The sequence below is a fragment of the Providencia vermicola genome, from assembly GCF_010748935.1.
Taxonomy (GTDB): Bacteria; Pseudomonadota; Gammaproteobacteria; order Enterobacterales; family Enterobacteriaceae; genus Providencia; species Providencia zhejiangensis.
Genome location: NZ_CP048796.1, coordinates 3,026,576 through 3,045,177, shown reverse-complemented (window position 1 = coordinate 3,045,177; position 18,602 = coordinate 3,026,576). Strand labels below are relative to the sequence as shown.

Sequence of the window (18,602 nt, the reverse complement as noted above, 5' to 3'; positions counted from 1 at the left end):
CCATGGAAAATTTAGTTCAAGCGGCAAATCAATCACAGAAAAATATTTACCTGTTAATCGAGGGCGGGGCGTTTGCCGAACAGACCATTGAGCCTTTTCAGCAAAAACATACGCGTTCTCTGTATTCCCTTTATCAGCACCCTCAGCTAATTGAAGCCAAATGGGTGGGACCCTGGCTGTATCAGGTGAAAAACAACGCAGATTTAGCCGCTGAAATGGCGCAGTTTCAGCAAGTTGCCACCGTCATTTTTTCATCATTAGCGCTCAAACCCTTGGCGATGCAATTGGCGTGGGGATGCACCTTAGTAAAACCCGATCTCGAAACGATAGTGAGCCGGTTTTATATTCATGCGGTGATGCCAGTGTTAGCCCGTTGCCAGAAAGAAGATTGGCACTACTACCTGTTTTCGGGCACAACCACGTGGTGGCACCAGACATTGTCGGGCTGGCAACCGACCGATATCGCTACTAAAGCGCAGCCCAAAACCCACGACAGAACGGTGTATTTGGATGAGACGACTTGGCAGCAAATTGATGATGATCCAGAAGTCAAAAGTGTTTTAGCCCAATGGCAACAGATGCCAATGAGCCAGCATTTTCCGCCGTGCATTCAGCGGCAGAAGGTTATCCAAACTCTCAAAAAAGCAGAGAAAGCAGGTTTAACCGAAAGTGATGATAGAACAACCTATGCTTTACTGTATTTGGAAGGTTATCAATCTCTGCTAACGCAGTTGTTAGATGCTCCCTATATAGAAAATATTCAGCAAGGGAAATACTCCCTTGCCCATGCAATAAAAGAATTTGAACGCAAAAATAAGGCGGTTATTTAATGCAGTGGATTAAACGATGTAATGAAAAATCATTATGGTTTTTATTGTTACCCTTTGTGATAGCGATTGGGATATGGAGCTTGTTTCTACCAACAGCTAGTGCGGAGACATCTATCGAAGATGAAGAAGTTCGATTAATTATTCATAATTGGCAAGATAGACCTATTTTTAATTCTAGCGTAAATAGTATTTGGGGGGGAGGGGTATCGGCTTATACTTACAATCCATATAGCAATGGTATGGGGCCAACAACATGTTGCGGCATCATTAAAGGAAAGGAGGTAATAGTCAAATGGACGCTAAGCGTTAAAGGTTCACAGTATGATGCTGGTATGCGCCCTGAAAATTATCAAATGAAGGTGCTTTTGCCTGAACGTAAGGCAGGAGAGAAAAATCTTCATGTTCATTTTCTACCCATGAAAAAAATTAAATTAGAGTGGAGCTCAAAAATAAGCTCTTCTTACAATCCCTTCGATGAAACGCAACGTTTAACGGAGGAAAGCCATGAGTAATGAAAAAAGGGCAAGCACTGACGCTATTATAGGCGCGAGTAATCGAGCAAAACATGCACGCGAGGGGAAATTAGGAAATTGTTCGAAAACATTGCACATTGGCTTATTTTTTGATGGTGTAGGCCGTAATATAGAAAAAGATAAACCTATTGGAAAAGCAAGTAATATTGCTAAATTATATGATGTGTTTAAGAGATCTGATAAGAATACAGAAAATGATATTTATTGGAAATATTATATTTCAGGCCTAGGAACTCCTTATCAAGCTCTTACGGATAAAAAGGCAGGTCAGGTCGCATCGGAAGTCTATAGTGATTTTAAAGATGAGACTAAGGATGAAATTGTCAATGCTGAGATTGATGCGTTTAAAGATATTGGTATTGATACTTTATTTGGTGGCGGTGGAGTTAAAGAGATTGAAGAATTATTATCTCCTAAAGGGCAAATGAAATTGATGGGGGAGACTCTTATCGATTATACGGCCAAAATAACCAAAAAAGGCATTGAGGCAGCACCTTTTTTAAGAGATAACGAGTTTATTGCCTATAATTTTTTGACTGGGGTTGAAACACGGATTAATGATTTAAAAGAAGTCATAAAACAGGCTTATCAAGAAGCGAAAGATACAGGTGACATTCCACTTCATCGCATATCAGTTTCAGTCTTTGGCTTTGATATGGGCGCGACACTAGCCCGATACTTTATCGGCGTATTAATTAACCAACTTTGCCAAAAAGATTATGATACGGGCCTCTATTTTTACGGGGGGATTCACGGTGGTGCTTGGGTGGATATTCCTTTTGTTGGTTTATTTGATTGCTCTCGTGACACGCCTCAAAGTGATGACAATGGGCTGGACTATGGGCTGAAAGCACTAACGATAATGGCAAAAAGCAATAAAGTGACAGAGGTTGCGGTTGATTCATTAATTACTACCGTTGCAGGGCGTAAGTACATTGACCATATGACTCCGTTACCTAAGCAAGTTAAAAAGTCTTTGCATCTGATTGCTGCGCATGAAAAACGCAAATGGCGCTGTCTCTATTTAACAGGCAGAAGTGGGGAGCATCATCAAGAGGAACTATTACCCGGTTGCAGTGAGGATATTGGCGGGGGATTAAGAAATAATGAACAGAAGCCCAATGAAGAACTCGCTAAGGTCGCCTTAAACAAAATGCATTTAGCTGCGTTTCATGCAGGGGTCCCGTTTCCTGAACTCGATGAACTTCGCGAGACGGATTTCGAAACATGGCTCTATTTTCAAGATGAACAAGAAGTGAAAGGAAAAAATGCAACAGAGTGGGTAGATTATTATCAATCAGGCATTCCATTAAAAAAATTGACATTTACGGCCTTGAATGCTCACCTCGACAGTTATTTTGCGTGGTTAGGACAAAAACATTATGAATATAAATTCGAGCTACGAAGACTAGAGAAACAGGAAAGCGACGCGTGGCTGTCACCAGGTTCGCATCAAGGTGGGTACAATATTTCACCTACATCCAAAAAAGAAGCTCTTAGTGCATCTCAACAGATTGCATTGCTGAAAAAAGATTGGGGATGGTTATCAAAAGTAGCAAAAGAGGCTGGTCAAGTCGTCACTCAACAATTTGGCAAAATGCCTGATTCAATAAAGAGGAGTCTTTATTATCCCGCAATAGTGCGTGCTCAAAATTATATTGATTGTGGTACAGCTGGTTATGACGGTAAGTCGTGTCCGACTTCACGTGTTCCTATATTCAATGAATTGTACGGTTGGTTTGTCCATGATATACAGCGAGCTGAAGGGATCAATTATCGTTATTTTTATATTCGTTTAATGGAGCCACTCTCTGGGCAGTTTGCACCGGATGAGCCTGAGGTGTATATTCCACCACAAGCCCCTCAAGGTGTTGGAAATGATTTTATATTTACCGGATTTCCTAAGTTTTAAATATAGTAGACTTTATTACTTGAACTGATCCTAATAACGACATCAAAAAGGGAGCATATGTCAGAAGGAAAAATAGGCACCGCATTTTTATATACCAAAAGAAAGTCACTTTCATTTTTTTGTTATTATATTTTAACTGCTATTTTATTGACACTATCAATTAAGGTGATTAATTCTCTATTTGTAAGTGCTAATTATCGATACACTCATGAGGCTCTATCAAAAAGTATTGACTTGGATTTGGGGTTTTCCATTTCATTTGCTTATGGTTTGGTTATTCTTATCATTTATGGTCTCGCTTATTGTACTTTTTCATTACTGGAAATTCAGCGATTGCGTAGTATTGGTTACCGACATCCGATTGCTATCTGTTTCATTATGTTCTTACTGAATAGAGTGTCTAATTATTTTTATACACTAGCGGGTTTAAATTGGATTTCGATTGTTATCGGTGTTATTTCACTCATTTATTTTATTGCATTGATTTTCCTTTCGGAAAAAGAATTTTATATTTCCAATAAATAACTTATTTGATTGTTAAATAGTGAGATACCCTTGGCTATCGATGAAAGGATCGTAACTAAAATGATGAAACAGTGCCAAGAATATATTTATTGGGATGACTAATATGGAAAATGATACACAAAAAGAAGTGACATTTTTTGAAAAATTTAAAGAAGCTAGCTGGGAGTTCACTTATGGCAGTGACAAAGACATGGAGCGGAATATCGTTCAAGTAGGATTAACTGCGCTCTTTTATATTGATGAATGCTGGCGACCGGAAAAGCGTGAAGCGCTAGCCAATGCGGTTGAACGTTTCATTGATGAATTTGGTGATAAATTAAAATGGGGGTTTATTGATGATGTTAATAAACCAGAAAAGTTTGTTATAAAGGATAAATTAACTCGCATAAAACGGTTGGCAGATCTGGAGGATGATGCGGCAGAGTTACAGTGGTGTTCAGAATATTATAGAGATTTTGTAAGTAACTATCAGGTAAATGCTTTTTCACCAGCAGGCTGGTATGAACATGTTCATCGTCGTGTTTCATATATTCGCTTTTTTTTGCCAATAACCGAATTGGCAGATGAAAATGCTAATAAATTCGAACAGTTAATTTTAGATTTTTGTAATATTTTGAAACCGATGCATGGTGTAGCTGGCTTAGGAACACAACAACTTTATAACGGTAATATGTATCAATTTATCGAATGTGATATTGCCCGTCATTTTAATGGAATCGATGTTACTACTTCTGTTACTGATAGAGGACTACGTGATGGTATCCGTTCGATTAACTGGTACACGATTTTATCTGATGAGTGGGTTAATAAAATCGGCGGTGAAGCGTACCTGAAGCAACAATTTATGAATGATGATATTCATTTATTACCTTACCAAGGTGGGATTGTGATAAAAGCGGGTGAGTGGCCTGAATTAGGCTGGGTTGAACGCGATCTTTATCCGAAATTGTACGTCAAAGTCAACCATGTCTTAAAACCAATTAGAACACCGTCGTTTAAATCATTTCATTTGGGCTCAATTTCTGGCGAAATTCGGCTTGATGAACGTTTAACGAAAGAATGGCAAGAGCGATTTGACTCGGAAGGTGAGAAATTGGATAGACAAGAATAACAAAATGAATTTTTTTGAAAAATTTGAGCAAGCAAAATACGAATTTACTTATGGTGAAGAAGATGATCCTGAAAATCGTAATGTATTACAAGTCGGTTTAGTGGCATGGTTTTATTTGGATAAAGCCTATACCCAAGAAAACCGAGCCAGAATGGCGCAAGCATTTCAGCTATACCAACAAGAATATGGCGATAAATTAAAGACAGGCTATTTTGATGACCCGAATAAAGTGCTGGATTATACCCCAAAAAATACACACAACTTTGCAGAGCGTATCACCAACAGTTACGGGGATAATTGTGATTTTTTTTGGTGCTCAACTGATGGTTTTGATCATACAGGGGATTATTGGGTAGGCGCAGGCTCACCTGCTGGATGGTACGAATTAGCCCATAGCAGGGTAAGTTATTTTGGCTTTTATTTACCTGTAAGTGAGTTGAAAGATACCTCGCACTTAGCTGCATTATTAAAACAATTTTGCATTATTTTGCAGCCCATGCACGGCCTTATGGGGCTAGGTGTTCAACAATCTTTTGAAAGACATCGTTACCAACACTTAGAATACGAAATTGGACAAGAATTTTTAGGTATTGATATCACAAATAGCAATACTAACAAAGGAATGAGAAATGGTTTGCGTTCCATCAACTGGCAGACATTTTTTAACACTCAATGGTTAGATAAATTAGGTGGAATAACCCATTTAAAATCAGTTTTACAGATGCAGGGTATCGCGATAACGGAATATTTGGGGGGCGTAATTATACAGGCAGGAGAATACCCCGAATTAGGTTGGATAAAGGATAATCCTTATCCTTCACTGTATCTGGCGGTAAATGAAGCTTTAAAACCAATTCGAACGCCATATTCTGGTAGTTTAGGTTATGGTTCGATTGCGGGAGAAATTCGCTTTGATAAACGTTCAACACAGGAATGGCTTGCCCGTTTTGATAAAGAACCGTATACCCCACCGGAGTCCCTTCCATCCGCACCTGTTGAAAAAGCTAAAGAACGCGTCACTCGATATACGGATGAAATTGCACCGTATACTGGTCGTTGGGGCTGTATTGTGAATGGTACAAGTCAGTTTGTTCATCTTGAAGCCGGGAAAAAATTACCTTTTTTTGAAGATAAAAAAGGTAAAAAGCACCACGCTAATTGGTCATTATTAGAACGAGATGATAAGGGCAGTGTTTTTATTGATGTGGAGGATTAGGGGGAAACAACCCGTACCGCCCCTGTCCTTCTGAAAACGAGAAAGGTGCATTTTAATCCGTTAATTGCTGCATATGTCATCTTATACGCTAAGACAACACCATGAATATATTTATTGGGATGACTGATATGGAAAAAGATACACAAAAAGAAATGACATTTTTTGAAAAATTCGAAGAAGCTAGTTGGGAGTTCACTTATGGCAGTGACAAAGACATGGAGCGGAATATCGTTCAAGTAGGATTAACTGCGCTCTTTTATATTGATGAATGCTGGCGACCGGAAAAGTGTGAAGCGCTAGCCAATGCGGTTGAACGTTTCATTGATGAATTTTGATAAGGATGTTGCGGAATATTTTATCATCCGAGACCGTGTGAAAAGTCCTAGCCAATCGCCTAATGAAGCGGGTAAATCAGTTAGACACTGGGTGGCTGAATACCAAAAAATTTTGCTAAAAAAATATTTCAATGTACCGTGGATGAATCAGCATCTGAACAGCTATTTTATTTGGCTCGGTGAAAAATTTTATGAATATCGGTTGGAATTACAGAAGCTAGAAGCCCGTAAAAGAGAAGAGTCAGGTTATGTTGGTATGACTTATGGTGCGATTCGAGCTGATAGAGACACTTTCCAAGATACATCAAAAGAAGTGGCAACATTGAAAAAACACTGGGGATGGTTGGATGACGTGAATGATGAAGCTGTTAAACTTTATCGAGATTATCATCAACGGGGTAATTATTACCGTCGAGGGGATATGCGTTTTCATCATGAAGGGTTACTGAAGAATATATGGTATCCCGCATACTGTAGAGCTGAATGGTTCATGGAGTGCCAAGTAAGTGCAAATAAAGGTTTGCCTTTCCCTCGACGTCCCTCTTGGGCTCCACCTGTCGATAACGTTTTGTTTGCTTATTTTGTGCATGATATTCAGGCAAAAGATAAAAGCGAAAGTATTACAGATAACTTTTTTGCCATTCGTAAGTTGGAGCTGCCCGGGGATGAGGAGATTAGAATTAAACAGGAAAAAATTGGGCAGCCAAAGCAAGTCAAAGAACCCACCGCTTATGATCCGAATAAAAGCATTGAGCAATTTTGGGGGCAGTTGGGTAAGCGGTTCTAATTCCCTGTTAAATTAGATGTTGGCCGTGATCACAGTAAATCAGGGAATACTTATCTTTGGTCGACCCTATATTGCCTTTGGCTTTCATGACGCATTATCCCGTTCTCGTTAACGGTGATAATTACGCCTGAAATAACCTTAATTTTATTGTGTAGAACAGTTTCAATTCTTAATGAATGAAAATAGAGTCGAATAATAAGGATGAAAAGTGGAGTCCGATACAATTGAAACAAGATGGACTTGTATTGAATGTTATAATGTAGAAATAGAACCGCATGGAGATTATTGTGAGGAATGTAATAAAAAATTCTATACCCAAATAGATGGCTGGTTATGGTTTCCTTTGATTAGCTTACTGTTAACGATTGTATCATCGCTATATTATTTTTTTGATTATATGATAGCGCTAGGCTACTACGGTTCATCGACAGTAACATTAAACATAATGGCGATAATTAACTGTATTAATATCATTATATCTGTAATCACTCTACATTATTTTCTTAAGCGCTCCCATAAGATTTCTTATGTTTTTTATGGCTTCATTTCTTGGAAAATACTAGCACCCATCATTATCGGTATTAGTATTTGGCCATCATATTTTAACTGGGGATTTTCAATTTCTATAATTGTAGATGTGATATATGCTATTTTTTATGGTTTGATCTGGGGTTTTTATTTTCATAAATCAAAACGTGTCAAAAAAACATTTATATATTAATGATTCAATAAATGAAGTTTTCAAAATTTAAAACATTAATATTAACAAAATAATTAGGGTGCTATGATGTGGGATATCCATCAAACTATGAGTGATTATGTATTACTAACACAATACCTTTCTCCTCTAGAAGCAAGAATTCAGGCTGGTTTACTGAGAACTGAAGGTGTCACACCTATGTTGTTAGATGAGAATATGGTTTGGAATAACCAGATGTATTCTCAAGCTGTGGGCGGTGTTAAGTTATTAGTGAATAAAGATGAATTAACAATGGCATTAGACATTTTAGAAAAGTTACATCAAGGTGAGTTTGCAATCACGGATGACGGTGAACATGAGGTGTTAGTATCGCGGCCTGTATTAAAAAATAGTATCTCAGATTATTTTAATATGACGATAGTCTTTTTGCTTTTTATTACTACCGGAATAGCATTGCCGATAGCAAAAACTAGAGTATGAAATAAGCCGTATAATAATACCTGAATTCACGAACAAAATTAATCAGATGGAATTCATAAATATGAATAAATATATTGTACTCTCTATGGTTTTATTTGTTTCTGAGCCGTCATATTCAAAAAACATTTTTCCGATTGGAACTGATTATCCAGTTAAACAGCTTTATCAAGGAGCAGTTGCAAAACAAGTCGATCTAACCGATGAATTTACAAGAATGTTTCGCACTCGCTTCAAAGCGGCATTAAGTGGAAAAATTACTTTTGCAGGTTTGTATGCAAGTACCGTTTGGGGTTGTGGTTCAAGTGGTTGTCATTCAACTGCGTTTATTAACAAACAAACAGGGAAAGCATTAAATAAATCGTTTACGGTATATTACTCAATGCAAGGTGAGGTTATTGGTGAAAAAATTGAGTATATAGATAAATATAGTCGATTAATTATAGCTGCTGGCACTGATGAAGATACGCATGAAACCTTTCGATATTATTATTTATTGGAAAATGGAGAGTTAACGTTGATAAATAAAACTCCCATTGAAAAAATTATTGATGTTCGATTTGAGATGAATTTTTAATATTATTTTGGTTTAGCTTCGAATGCTTTATTTAGCTGTAGACTGAAATAAAATTTAAAAAATATACTTTATTGGAAATACTATGAACTTTACTAAGTTTAATGATTTAGTTTTCTTCCTGAGGAAAAGGTGGCTTCCCTTAGGTGTTAAGATGGTTGAAATTAACGATCATGAAACTCATTTTTATTATGAAGGTTTTATTCTAACTCTAGCAGATTCACTGCACCCAGAAATTGAGATGCAAATTAATCCTGATGCTGAAGATTGGGGATGTGATGAAGAAGAGATGGGGATGAATTGGGAGAGTGATTATTTGTCTATATCCGCGGCTCCAGTCGATGAAGGTGTATTTATGATAACTGTAAATGAACTTGAAGGGAAAATAAAACATCTTGAAAAATTTATGCAGGTATTTTTAGCTCAGCAGAATAAAGGCTAACAGTAGGTTTAATGATATATTTTAAATGGCTGAGACTGTGTAGCCAAAAAACTTAAAGTTCAAATTTAAAATAACATTCAACTTTTAGTTAACTTGAAATTTTTTAGGGGGATGTTAACCACTTAATAGATTATTACACCTATTAAATCACTAAAGTACCATTAATATCATTGGGCGTGCACAATATTAATTCTGGTTAGATATATACTGATATACACAACCCAATTTAAAAAATCACATCATTTTAATATATGACATAAAAAATAATGAGTTCAATATTATAGGTAATAGCACACCGCCCGATCTCATTCGAGCAAACGTCAAAACACATGAAAGAAGAATTAGCATGATGCTCACATCATACTGGTAAATCATGATCCTCACCCAAATCGAAGGAGAAATTACATTAGTCATTGTATAAATGTGGAATATAACAAATGGTATAACAGAAAATAACCAAATGATTGTTTTGTTTTCTTTTTGGATTGCGCTAAACACAATGCCTCTAAAGATGACTTCATAAACAATGGGGCTTATGATAAATGTTAGAATGAATAACAATATGTTATTGATAACTCCCTCATCAAATATGAGGAGTTCTCTTGTAACCATATCACCGCCTAATTTAAAATAAGCAATGACAAGCACAGATAGAAGAATGGTTAGAAGAAATGGGATAACTGATTTTATTGAGAACACCCTTCCCAGCGCTATTTCACCAATGTTTTTGCTATACCATCGAAAAAATAAGAATAGTAATACAAATAGTGCAATTGATGTTAATCGGTATATTAGAATAAAAAATGCTTCTAGATGCAATGGTTCCACAATATATGCCAAAAAAATTTGCAATAAATTATAATCAAGGTTAAACCATATTACTGCCAAAGAAATAGCTAAAAAAATTTTCAATCCATTTTTTTCTTTTATTCGAGTTGTTATGTCAGTGAAGTTCACTTATTAGAATCCTTATTGAAATTAAAAAATCAGTCTGTTTTAGCATTATAATAAACAGGGATTTGCATAAAATAGCGCTAACCAATTCATTAAAATAACTATTTAACCTTAACCTCATCAATTTGATTAATCATCCATTTTCCATCCGTGTTGATTAACCGAACAATTAAATGAAGCGGATAAGGTTTTCCCTCACCTAAAATTAAATCGACAATGGCATTTTGTTTGTTAATTGACAGTACTTTGGCTTTGCGATTCTCTACCCATGAATTAAGGACATCTTGTGACTTAGTATAATAGTTAGCGCCTCCTGGTATCCACGTCCCATCCCAATTACATCCTCGTTGATCGCATTCCCTTTCTATATCACAAATGGCTTTTTGCTCTGCTGAAAATTCATCTTCATCACCATAATCACATGTGATGGAGTTTGAAATTTTATCCAAAAGTTCAGGTGTAATGAAATCAGACTCATAGTTGTGGTGAAATGAGTAGTCAGAGGGGAGTAGGTCATTATCATAAAAGTCTAAAACAACGATATCTGGCGGTATAGCTGGCAGTTCGTTAGGGTCCATTACATTAGGCTCTGAAACAAGCGGTTGTGTTTGTAGCCAGCCAAACGTATGTGTCCCCGTAGAGGAATGAGTAAAGCTTACAAAATAAAAACCATTAATGGGGTCCGGGTATACTGCTTTAACGCGGTCATTTTGAATTAAGTAACGTTTATTATCTTGGCAATCAAGATCTGGCGCGGAATATATGGGGGTTCTTGGATAATTAATCAAATAGGTCTGACCCATTCTTCCTTTTTGGCTGCTTGCTTCTTCCTGCGCTAATTTATTAATTTCATCACAGTTTTTTTCCTCAGAGGCTTCCACTTGACGTGTATCTATCCAGCCAAATACCCCATTATAACTAAGAAGTATATATGTATGCTCATCATTAACAATGGGGGGTTGAGTCGTATACCCGACGAAACCTAAACGGTCCCCAGGGATCACAAATTTATTTTCATAACGGCACATTTCTGATGGAAAGGCATGAAAATAGGCCCTTTCATTACCTGTTATGATAAAAGTACTCGTGGTAGGCAGTGAAGCCCTTAATGGTGTACTATCAATCAGTGTTTGGCAGGCTATTTCGCGTTGTTGACATTGCTCATATTTATCATTGTTTTGGTTGTATTTTTCACAGTTAAAAAGTGAATCAGATGGTTGTGCTACGACAACAATGGGGTAGCTCAGAGAAAGGAATACGGGCAATAAATATTGTGTCATTTTTTTACCCCATGAATGAAAGCAGTTGGCTTAAATGTAAGTGATAGGATATTCATGATTTTTCCTGCGTATCGCGTAACAACGCATATCGATTCAGTAATTGTTTAAAATGGGTATCGATACGTTGGTATTCCGATTCAGGTACCACACCTTGTGCTTGCCGCTCTTCCAAGCGGCGAAGTTCTTCCTCAAGGGGTAAACCTTGATTAAAATGCTGGCGAGCAGTAAAAATAATCGTTTTTAGTTCAGAGCCCGTGATGTAGCTGCGCGGTTTACCGTCTAATTTGTCCAATCGTTCACTCAAATGATTAAGCTGCTCCATTCCCTGAGACCACTGCCTCATTTGCGTTGCTGAAACGGCATTGATCTGCATGGCTTGTAGCCATTTATCATTCAATACGCGCACTTCAGGTTGAGTGCCAAATTGAGTTGTCAGGTAATTGACCATATTCCAGCTATATTGCTGTGCCCAAATCGGTGATACCGCGCCCAGTTCGGTTAGATAGCGGTCAATAGCACTCAGTTTCTCATTAGAAAAAGAAGTTGTCTGGTTTGGATTAGGTTGTAATTGTTGCTCAATTATCGATGCAATATTAGGTGTAAATTCAGGTAATTGGGGTAGTACTTGCGCTAAGATATGGTTATTGACTGGTGGATGGAGAATATATAATGCCCCAGCACAAAGTGTCCCTGTAAGAACGGTGCCCAAAGCGATCCCAATACAAAGTCCCTTACGATAAGATGGCTTAGTGGGAGGCGCAGTACTAATGGTTGCATTAGCCTTAATCGATACAGGTGTTGTCGCGATATTGGCATGAAACGTAGTAGGGGGGACTTTTGGTATCTGTAACGATGTTGGTGGGATAAAACCACTGTCTGGCGCATCGGTGCTTTCTAATTGTTTTGCTTGAGTTGTCAGTAAGTTGTGCAGCCGTTCTAGTTGGGTAAGGTGTTTTAATTCTAGAGTTTGTAGCAACTGTCCAATCTGTTTGAGGTGAGATTCGGCTTGGTAAAGTGCAGAAAGGTCGGTATAGACAGGGGGATGACTTCGTAATCCAGTGATTAATTGTTGACTCAGTGTCGCCAGAATTTCAACACGAGCGTGAATTTGTTGCGGCCAGAGCCCTTGCCAGTGCTGATTCAATAAATGTTGAAGTAGAATGAGGCCTTCATTGAGGCCAACAATACCGTTTTGGTGTTGGCGAATTAAGGTAAACCAAGCACAAGTTTGTAAGTCAGCCCCGTTTTGATTGAATAAGGATAAGCACAGCTCATGTGCACGCGTCCAGTCAATATCGGGACGAGCAGGGTGAAAGCGTTTATTTAGTTCATTTTTTAGAGCAGAAAAATCAGCTAATGTGCGTGGGTCGCCGCCTAGGCGTAATGTGTTCAAATCAGGGGTCATCATCGTCTCATGCAATTGTTGGTCTAAATCGAAGAAAAAAGCACACTTGGTAGAAATTAAATTGTGTCAAATTGTTTTTTTAAATGATGGAGTAGAATACGTCCATCAGGTACAAACTCAGTACCATAGCGGATCAACCCTTTTTCATATAGTTCCACCTCAAGGGCATAACGTAGTGTCCCAAAACTATTTTGTGGCAATAACACTAATGAGAGTGACTTGATCCTCGGTTCATACTTTAGTAGCGTTTTTGATAAAAGATTCATCATATTATGAGCTGTTCCGGGAAGCCCTTGGATAAGTTTGCTCATATCAGGCAAACCATAATCAGGCAGGTGCTCAATGCTACCTGCGCGTGCGTTAAGGATACGACGGATATTATCCATGACAGAAAGGATCACCTGATCGTGTTCAGGAATGTCATCAATCATTAGCCCCCCAGCAAAGTAGCCCGTCAACATTTCATACAGCGAAGGTTGGGACATGATCATTTTTCTCCGAGTGGCTTTAAAGTTATAGTGTTATCGAGAAGAGTAAGTAGGCGAGGCTCATCAGGTAGTAAACGTTTTTTAGGAATAATTACTCGCCAGTTGTCTGTCACAAGGTCGGGATGATGGAACATAGCAGCAACCGCGACAAATTCAGCCTCTTTTTCGAGGGGCATATCGAGAGAAATCGATTCACCAGGACGAATTCGCAGGTCTTTTTGTGTAACTAATGAGGATTTGAGTACTTGGCTATCTTTAGCGAAAAGTGTGGCATAGTCGCTTTCTGCAAAGCTTTCGAAATTTTTTAGTTGATAAACACGGATAATGGTTGATAGCGAGGTGCCAGTATCATCGGTATTTAAGGCTTCTCGTGCAACAAAATCTAAGTGTACAACTTTGACTTGTTTGTAGAAAATCGCGTTTGCAGCACTACGAGTACCATCACTGACCATTTGGGTGAGCCCACAAGCCGTGAGGTTTATCGTGGCGATTAACAATAAAGCTTTACCGAAAAATGACAATAAAAGTCTCTGTTTCATGAATATATTCCAAAATTAAAATCGATAATTAGCATAATTTGTGGTGGGTATAGGTTGTGGTGAAGGAGTCAATCGCTGATAGCGCCCCAAATTTAACACAATCAAAGGGTCATTAAGGTTAGCTTGAGGGTTTAATGCGCCCACGGCCGCAGTGCGGCCTAGTTGTACTCCTTGATGAGATTGTGTACTTAACGCTGCATTAGGTAATAATGATCTCGGTAATTTTAGGCTGAGTCGAGCATTAACGCGCGAACCAAGATAGACATGAAGTAACGCGAGTAAATCCTGATACAACTGCCCATCAGGTAGCCAGTTGCGTGCCTCATTAAGGTTATCTGTTTGTAACATAATTAAGATTTGACTATTTACATCCGTTGCATACTGACCTAAAACGGGTTTGTTGATTAATGTCATTGGTTTTTGACAAGATAGCTTTGATAGACTTTCTTGCTCAATACGTCTCGGGTCATGAGGTTTTACTTGTACCTGAGTATCAGGAGCGAGTAATTTCACTAGTGAAATGACTCCTTCAGCAGTGCGCGTCGGAAAACGTAATGTGCCGAGTAAAGCTAAAAAGCGCGATAGTGGTGCTTGAATATGCTGCGCTGTTCCTGGGATACCTAAGCCGATTAATCCATATAAATACTGGGAAGTTTCATCTTTACCACCCGCTAAAAAAGTGGCTGGATAGGAATATTTACGCCATATGCGATAAAACTGGGTGATGAGCCGATGGTTAAAAATATCTAGAAAATCGGTGAGTGATTCAGTGCCTTCTCGCCTCTGCGCTATGTCATCAATATAGGCAGTTGGTAGTGGAGACGTTATACCATATAAGCCTAAAAAAGTGGTTCGAATACTGGGAACGGAGCTGTTTCGATATCTATCTTCAATATCCAGCCCTTTAATTTCAGTGACTGGAAATCCCATTCCGCGATGAGGGCGAAAGCGAATGGCGTCTGTTTTTGGATCTTGAGTGCTACCTAAAGGTAGGTGTTGCTGATTATACTGCTCTAGAAGTTGACAAAACCGATAGAAATTAACTAACGGAAGGCGTGCCCCAAGAGCATCAATAATTTGATTTACTGAGGGTGATTCTCTGTCCATGTTAGGCTATTTCCTGTCGGTACAATATGTAAAGTCAGTTGATTAAATAGGTGTACATCAGTATAGAGAGCAAAAAAGCGATTAAGCATTTCACCAAAAAGATGGATATCCCCATCACCATTAAAACCACTACTGTCGAGAGTGATGTCAATAGCAATACCACGTTGCAGAAAACCTTTCTCAAAACGTTCGATAAGATGCTGTTCAACATGGAGCATGGCGTCGAGTTTACGGCTGTTGAGATCATCTTCTCGCCAATCATAAAGCGCCAAAGTGCCACGTAACACATCCACATTGTCCATCATATTAAGAAAGCTAGCACCGAGATGGCTTAATACACGCCAGTGAAACCTATCTTCAGCGGGGGGATAGCATGGTAAGGTCGGTTTGCATAAGTTATGCACCCTTAAGTGGGTTTGTAAGGTTTCTTCAGTTCTATCGAGTATTGTACTCTGTAGTGATTTGCGAGGAAGCTGCCCGTTCGTACCTGTTAATTGTAGAGATAGTGTTTCGCTTTCAAGGGATGCGATTGGGGGTTCACGCTCTCCACCTAAAATTAACCAAGTGTCATGCAAACCGTTTACGCCACGCTTAATTCGCGTATGGTAGTAATGCTCAGGAGCATTGTGACGTAGCATACCTCCACGATGGCGAAAACTACTAAAAGGCACATAATGAATATGCTCTCCTCGTCGTGTGCCATGAACCTTATCGACAGCATAAATTTCTGTATGCCCATCTTGCAAGCGGCGAGGACGCAGTAAATATTCACTTTCTAATCCGTTTACAGTGAGTGGGTCGGCCTCAACATTGAATAAATTAATTACTGGAACGCTATGTAGTTTTAAATTATCTATACTTAACGGGATGTCACTATCCCATTGTGTGTTAAGCACAATATCCAACTCAAAATGGCTAAGCTCTGTGGGGAGCTGGATTTCCCCCAGTCCTTTCAAGTTGACGAAAAAAAACTTTTCACGAAAAGAAAAATACTCAAGCAGTAATTGATAACCGCTAAAGGTACTATCGGCTTTTGGCCAAAGACGGTCTTCTTCGGCAAATCCACCTGGTGAAAACCAGTATGGTAAACGAATACGATCAGGTGAAGAAGGCAAACGAATATAGGTTGCTGCAACTTGCTTTGTTAGCGCTAAGTGGAGTGCATATGTGGTTGGCACATCGCCAGCCAAATAAAAAGAAATTGTATTAAGGGAAATTTGTTTCCAGTCTGCTAGCTTTGCACAGTCGAAACGCAAACGCAAAACTGAGCGACCGTCGGGCTCAGTGGATAAATTGACCTCCGATAAGGCAATTGGGTTGAGTGTTAAATCGCGTGTTGTACGGTAGCGGCATACGGTTTTTTTGGGGCCTATAGGACGTGAAAGCACTTCAAAGCCAGCAGGGATCACTGATGAAAGCTTCATTTCCTGAATATCCGGCGATAGCTCAACAATTGACAGAGATGGAATTGTTTGCAAGTAATGTGGCCATAACAGACTTACTAGTCCTTCCGTTAACTCTGGCAAATCATCATCAATTTTTTGACGAAGTTGCCCCATTGAAAAGGCAAAACCTTCAAAGAGTCGTTCTACAAAAGGATCGGGAGTTCCGGCTTTATCTAAATCTAATAACGCTGCGCGATCAGGGTGAGCTTGAGCGAACTCTTTCGCTGCTTCACGCAAATATCGCATTTCGGCATCATAGTAGCGAAGGGTTAAATCATCCATTAGCGTGACTCTCCGTTCATCAAGTTTAATAGTGTTAATTTTAAGGATAAAGTACGAGTGCTCTCACGGGGTCTAACCGTGTTAATTGAGCGAGTAAATCTGTCATTTGATGATGTAAGTCGGCTTTATCTGGGGTGTTACGTTGGCATTTTCCTCGTAGTAAATGTAACTGGCGCGCTTTGATTTCGAAAATAAAATGAGGTTCCCAATCAGAAAGGTGCATTTGTTCAGCGCGATGGTCTAATTCTCGCAGTAAATTCAAGGCTAAATCATGGCGAGCAAATTGCTCTGCGACTCTTGCCATCACCAGTTGCAATAACCATTTTTGGCGGGAGGTTTGTATATGCGGACGAGACATTAACCACGCTAAAGCGGCCTCCACGCCTTCCATGTCGGCTTGGGTTAAGGCTTCTTGTTCTAACGCAAATATGGAACCGTTATCCCCTTCATCGGTATCTTGAGTGGGTATATGGTGTAGGGATTGCATATTCTCTTCAAGGATATGTTGTTTGATCCAAGCTAATGTGACTTCATCGGCAAAAGGAGTGCCATCTTCCCAAGCGAGATTTTCTAATCCAGGCAAACGAAGTAAAAATTGTTTTAAATCAGACGCAATCACGTCCGCCCAACCATCCCAAGGTGCAGGTGATTTACTCAATGCTTGATGTAAATACCACTGCACATCTAACCAAAAATGGTTAACACCCTCGGCAAATAATCGGTCAGCTTGCTCAGTTAGCTCTAGCCAATTTTGTTGTAAATATAAACGTTTTAATTGCGCTCTGGCATCTGAGCGTGGAGGGGCAAGTCGAGTACAACCTTGCTGATTTTGAGGAGGAGACTGGTGTAGGGTATCCCAACGTACTGATTTCATCAGTCGATGACCGGATAGCCAACCATTGGGTTGGTTACGTAGATAATTCGCTAATACTTTAGCTTGATCCAGTAACTCTCGACCCGATTGGATAGGGGCAATTGTGCTGATGCCTGAAGCCGTTTGTTTGGAGGATATATTTTCAGCAGCTTTGATATTCTGCGGAACAACAGTATTCGCTCCCCCCGATTGGGCGAGTCGGTTTTCCAATGCTCGTAGTAGTGGACTGAGGTTAGGGCGACTCGCTTCATCCCATGCCGTAAATTCTTCAGTAATAGCTCCAAGTAGTGCGACGATGCGAGAAAACTCGTTGCTATCCACTTCAGGGTAGAGAGACAAGCTATCAATAACACGTTGACCTGCAAGCCATTCAATGGCTAATTTCCGACTATTTGGGCGGCTTGGTAATAAGGTATCATGGTAACGGCGAAGTAACCCAGCGAGTAAACCTAATCCGTCGGCTAAACCTTTTTCGCCTTCTCGATGTAATCGCGCCCAAACGTAGTAAGTAACAACACGTGCATCCTTACACCTGTTAGTCAGAAGATTTTCGGCAAGGGAACAAATCAATTCGGTATCTGATCCTGACAGTTTATTGACTTCTTCTTTCATGCGTTCGAAGTCATCATCATAGCCAGGATCTTCTCCAATTGGCTTTTCGGGAGTAATAGGCAGTAACCAGCGTTCCCACAACACAACTTGTTGTTCTACTAATTGATCCGCAGCAAGTGGGTTACCTGTAAAGCAGGCTGTGCGTAATGCAGTCATTAAAGGCATGTAACAATT

The 18,602-nt window shown here is 39.2% G+C and carries 20 protein-coding genes; 12 read left to right on the top strand and 8 right to left on the bottom strand.

The window, feature by feature from the left end; translation table 11 throughout:
- Positions 1 to 2: 2 nt before the first annotated feature.
- From G3341_RS13805 to G3341_RS13750, 12 genes are all read left to right on the top strand, one after another.
- On the top strand, positions 3 to 830 hold the full coding sequence (locus tag G3341_RS13805) for a DUF4123 domain-containing protein (RefSeq protein ID WP_163862563.1): 828 nt from the start codon (positions 3 to 5) through the stop codon (positions 828 to 830).
- Positions 830 to 1,342, top strand: a complete 513-nt coding sequence (locus G3341_RS13800; protein WP_163862560.1) for a hypothetical protein — start codon at positions 830 to 832, stop codon at positions 1,340 to 1,342. The genes G3341_RS13805 and G3341_RS13800 overlap by 1 nt, the downstream gene beginning before the upstream one ends.
- A complete protein-coding gene (locus tag G3341_RS13795; protein WP_163862558.1) occupies positions 1,335 to 3,275 on the top strand; it encodes a DUF2235 domain-containing protein in 1,941 nt (646 codons plus the stop codon). Before G3341_RS13800 ends, G3341_RS13795 begins: the two co-directional genes overlap by 8 nt.
- A gap of 57 nt (positions 3,276 to 3,332) precedes the next feature.
- Positions 3,333 to 3,800 carry a hypothetical protein gene (locus tag G3341_RS13790; RefSeq protein WP_163862555.1) on the top strand — a complete coding sequence of 156 codons (468 nt, stop codon included), beginning with the start codon at positions 3,333 to 3,335 and terminating at the stop codon, positions 3,798 to 3,800.
- 103 nt (positions 3,801 to 3,903) lie between these two features.
- A complete protein-coding gene (locus G3341_RS13785; RefSeq protein ID WP_163862552.1) occupies positions 3,904 to 4,911 on the top strand; it encodes a type VI immunity family protein in 1,008 nt (335 codons plus the stop codon).
- Positions 4,912 to 4,915: 4 nt separating this feature from the next.
- Positions 4,916 to 6,127, top strand: coding sequence for a type VI immunity family protein (locus tag G3341_RS13780; RefSeq protein WP_154625018.1), 1,212 nt, complete (start codon positions 4,916 to 4,918; stop codon positions 6,125 to 6,127).
- A 128-nt stretch (positions 6,128 to 6,255) separates the two neighbouring features.
- Positions 6,256 to 6,462, top strand: coding sequence for a hypothetical protein (locus G3341_RS13775; RefSeq protein WP_163862549.1), 207 nt, complete (start codon positions 6,256 to 6,258; stop codon positions 6,460 to 6,462).
- Positions 6,431 to 7,249 (top strand): hypothetical protein, encoded by an 819-nt coding sequence (locus G3341_RS13770; protein ID WP_163862546.1) that lies wholly within the window; start codon positions 6,431 to 6,433, stop codon positions 7,247 to 7,249. Before G3341_RS13775 ends, G3341_RS13770 begins: the two co-directional genes overlap by 32 nt.
- Before the next feature lie 208 nt (positions 7,250 to 7,457).
- Positions 7,458 to 7,970, top strand: coding sequence for a DUF2569 family protein (locus tag G3341_RS20975; RefSeq protein WP_154635721.1), 513 nt, complete (start codon positions 7,458 to 7,460; stop codon positions 7,968 to 7,970).
- Positions 7,971 to 8,057: 87 nt separating this feature from the next.
- Positions 8,058 to 8,429 (top strand): hypothetical protein, encoded by a 372-nt coding sequence (locus G3341_RS13760; protein WP_244316441.1) that lies wholly within the window; start codon positions 8,058 to 8,060, stop codon positions 8,427 to 8,429.
- Between the two features lie 61 nt (positions 8,430 to 8,490).
- Positions 8,491 to 9,003 (top strand): hypothetical protein, encoded by a 513-nt coding sequence (locus tag G3341_RS13755; protein ID WP_154635719.1) that lies wholly within the window; start codon positions 8,491 to 8,493, stop codon positions 9,001 to 9,003.
- Between the two features lie 151 nt (positions 9,004 to 9,154).
- Entirely contained in the window at positions 9,155 to 9,442 is a 288-nt protein-coding gene (locus G3341_RS13750) for a hypothetical protein (RefSeq protein ID WP_163862543.1), read from the top strand.
- Positions 9,443 to 9,676: 234 nt separating this feature from the next.
- Here G3341_RS13750 and G3341_RS13745 read toward each other — a convergent pair whose 3' ends face one another.
- From G3341_RS13745 to tssA, 8 genes are all read right to left on the bottom strand, one after another.
- Positions 9,677 to 10,399 (bottom strand): CPBP family glutamic-type intramembrane protease, encoded by a 723-nt coding sequence (locus G3341_RS13745; protein WP_154635717.1) that lies wholly within the window; start codon positions 10,397 to 10,399, stop codon positions 9,677 to 9,679.
- 98 nt (positions 10,400 to 10,497) lie between these two features.
- Positions 10,498 to 11,676: a DUF3828 domain-containing protein gene (locus G3341_RS13740; RefSeq protein WP_163862540.1), complete on the bottom strand. Its 1,179-nt coding sequence runs from the start codon at positions 11,674 to 11,676 to the stop codon at positions 10,498 to 10,500.
- 52 nt (positions 11,677 to 11,728) lie between these two features.
- Complete coding sequence (locus G3341_RS13735; protein ID WP_163863624.1) at positions 11,729 to 13,081, bottom strand: VasL domain-containing protein; 1,353 nt, start codon at positions 13,079 to 13,081, stop codon at positions 11,729 to 11,731.
- A 56-nt stretch (positions 13,082 to 13,137) separates the two neighbouring features.
- On the bottom strand, positions 13,138 to 13,566 hold the full coding sequence (tssE, locus tag G3341_RS13730) for a type VI secretion system baseplate subunit TssE (protein WP_154623921.1): 429 nt from the start codon (positions 13,564 to 13,566) through the stop codon (positions 13,138 to 13,140).
- A 2-nt stretch (positions 13,567 to 13,568) separates the two neighbouring features.
- Positions 13,569 to 14,108 carry a type VI secretion system lipoprotein TssJ gene (gene tssJ, locus G3341_RS13725; RefSeq protein WP_163862538.1) on the bottom strand — a complete coding sequence of 180 codons (540 nt, stop codon included), beginning with the start codon at positions 14,106 to 14,108 and terminating at the stop codon, positions 13,569 to 13,571.
- Between the two features lie 15 nt (positions 14,109 to 14,123).
- Positions 14,124 to 15,215: a type VI secretion system baseplate subunit TssG gene (tssG, locus tag G3341_RS13720; RefSeq protein ID WP_163862522.1), complete on the bottom strand. Its 1,092-nt coding sequence runs from the start codon at positions 15,213 to 15,215 to the stop codon at positions 14,124 to 14,126.
- Positions 15,191 to 16,942, bottom strand: a complete 1,752-nt coding sequence (gene tssF, locus G3341_RS13715; protein WP_154623924.1) for a type VI secretion system baseplate subunit TssF — start codon at positions 16,940 to 16,942, stop codon at positions 15,191 to 15,193. Before tssF ends, tssG begins: the two co-directional genes overlap by 25 nt.
- A 40-nt stretch (positions 16,943 to 16,982) precedes the next feature.
- A complete protein-coding gene (gene tssA, locus G3341_RS13710; RefSeq protein WP_163862506.1) occupies positions 16,983 to 18,593 on the bottom strand; it encodes a type VI secretion system protein TssA in 1,611 nt (536 codons plus the stop codon).
- Between the last annotated feature and the right edge of the window lie 9 nt (positions 18,594 to 18,602).

Excerpts from the sequence above, each read along its gene's own strand:
- G3341_RS13750 (WP_163862543.1), top strand. The coding sequence starts at position 9,155 with ATGGTTGAAATTAACGATCATGAAACTCATTTTTATTATGAAGGTTTT.
- tssJ (WP_163862538.1), bottom strand. The coding sequence starts at position 14,108 with ATGAAACAGAGACTTTTATTGTCATTTTTCGGTAAAGCTTTATTGTTA.
- G3341_RS13800 (WP_163862560.1), top strand. The coding sequence starts at position 830 with ATGCAGTGGATTAAACGATGTAATGAAAAATCATTATGGTTTTTATTG.
- G3341_RS13740 (WP_163862540.1), bottom strand. The coding sequence starts at position 11,676 with ATGACACAATATTTATTGCCCGTATTCCTTTCTCTGAGCTACCCCATT.
- tssF (WP_154623924.1), bottom strand. The coding sequence starts at position 16,942 with ATGGATGATTTAACCCTTCGCTACTATGATGCCGAAATGCGATATTTG.
- tssA (WP_163862506.1), bottom strand. The coding sequence starts at position 18,593 with ATGCCTTTAATGACTGCATTACGCACAGCCTGCTTTACAGGTAACCCA.
- G3341_RS13775 (WP_163862549.1), top strand. The coding sequence starts at position 6,256 with ATGGAAAAAGATACACAAAAAGAAATGACATTTTTTGAAAAATTCGAA.
- tssG (WP_163862522.1), bottom strand. The coding sequence starts at position 15,215 with ATGGACAGAGAATCACCCTCAGTAAATCAAATTATTGATGCTCTTGGG.
- G3341_RS13755 (WP_154635719.1), top strand. The coding sequence starts at position 8,491 with ATGAATAAATATATTGTACTCTCTATGGTTTTATTTGTTTCTGAGCCG.
- G3341_RS13770 (WP_163862546.1), top strand. The coding sequence starts at position 6,431 with ATGCGGTTGAACGTTTCATTGATGAATTTTGATAAGGATGTTGCGGAA.
- G3341_RS13790 (WP_163862555.1), top strand. The coding sequence starts at position 3,333 with ATGTCAGAAGGAAAAATAGGCACCGCATTTTTATATACCAAAAGAAAG.
- G3341_RS13785 (WP_163862552.1), top strand. The coding sequence starts at position 3,904 with ATGGAAAATGATACACAAAAAGAAGTGACATTTTTTGAAAAATTTAAA.
- G3341_RS13735 (WP_163863624.1), bottom strand. The coding sequence starts at position 13,081 with ATGACCCCTGATTTGAACACATTACGCCTAGGCGGCGACCCACGCACA.
- G3341_RS13760 (WP_244316441.1), top strand. The coding sequence starts at position 8,058 with ATGAGTGATTATGTATTACTAACACAATACCTTTCTCCTCTAGAAGCA.
- G3341_RS13780 (WP_154625018.1), top strand. The coding sequence starts at position 4,916 with ATGAATTTTTTTGAAAAATTTGAGCAAGCAAAATACGAATTTACTTAT.
- G3341_RS13805 (WP_163862563.1), top strand. The coding sequence starts at position 3 with ATGGAAAATTTAGTTCAAGCGGCAAATCAATCACAGAAAAATATTTAC.
- tssE (WP_154623921.1), bottom strand. The coding sequence starts at position 13,566 with ATGTCCCAACCTTCGCTGTATGAAATGTTGACGGGCTACTTTGCTGGG.
- G3341_RS13795 (WP_163862558.1), top strand. The coding sequence starts at position 1,335 with ATGAGTAATGAAAAAAGGGCAAGCACTGACGCTATTATAGGCGCGAGT.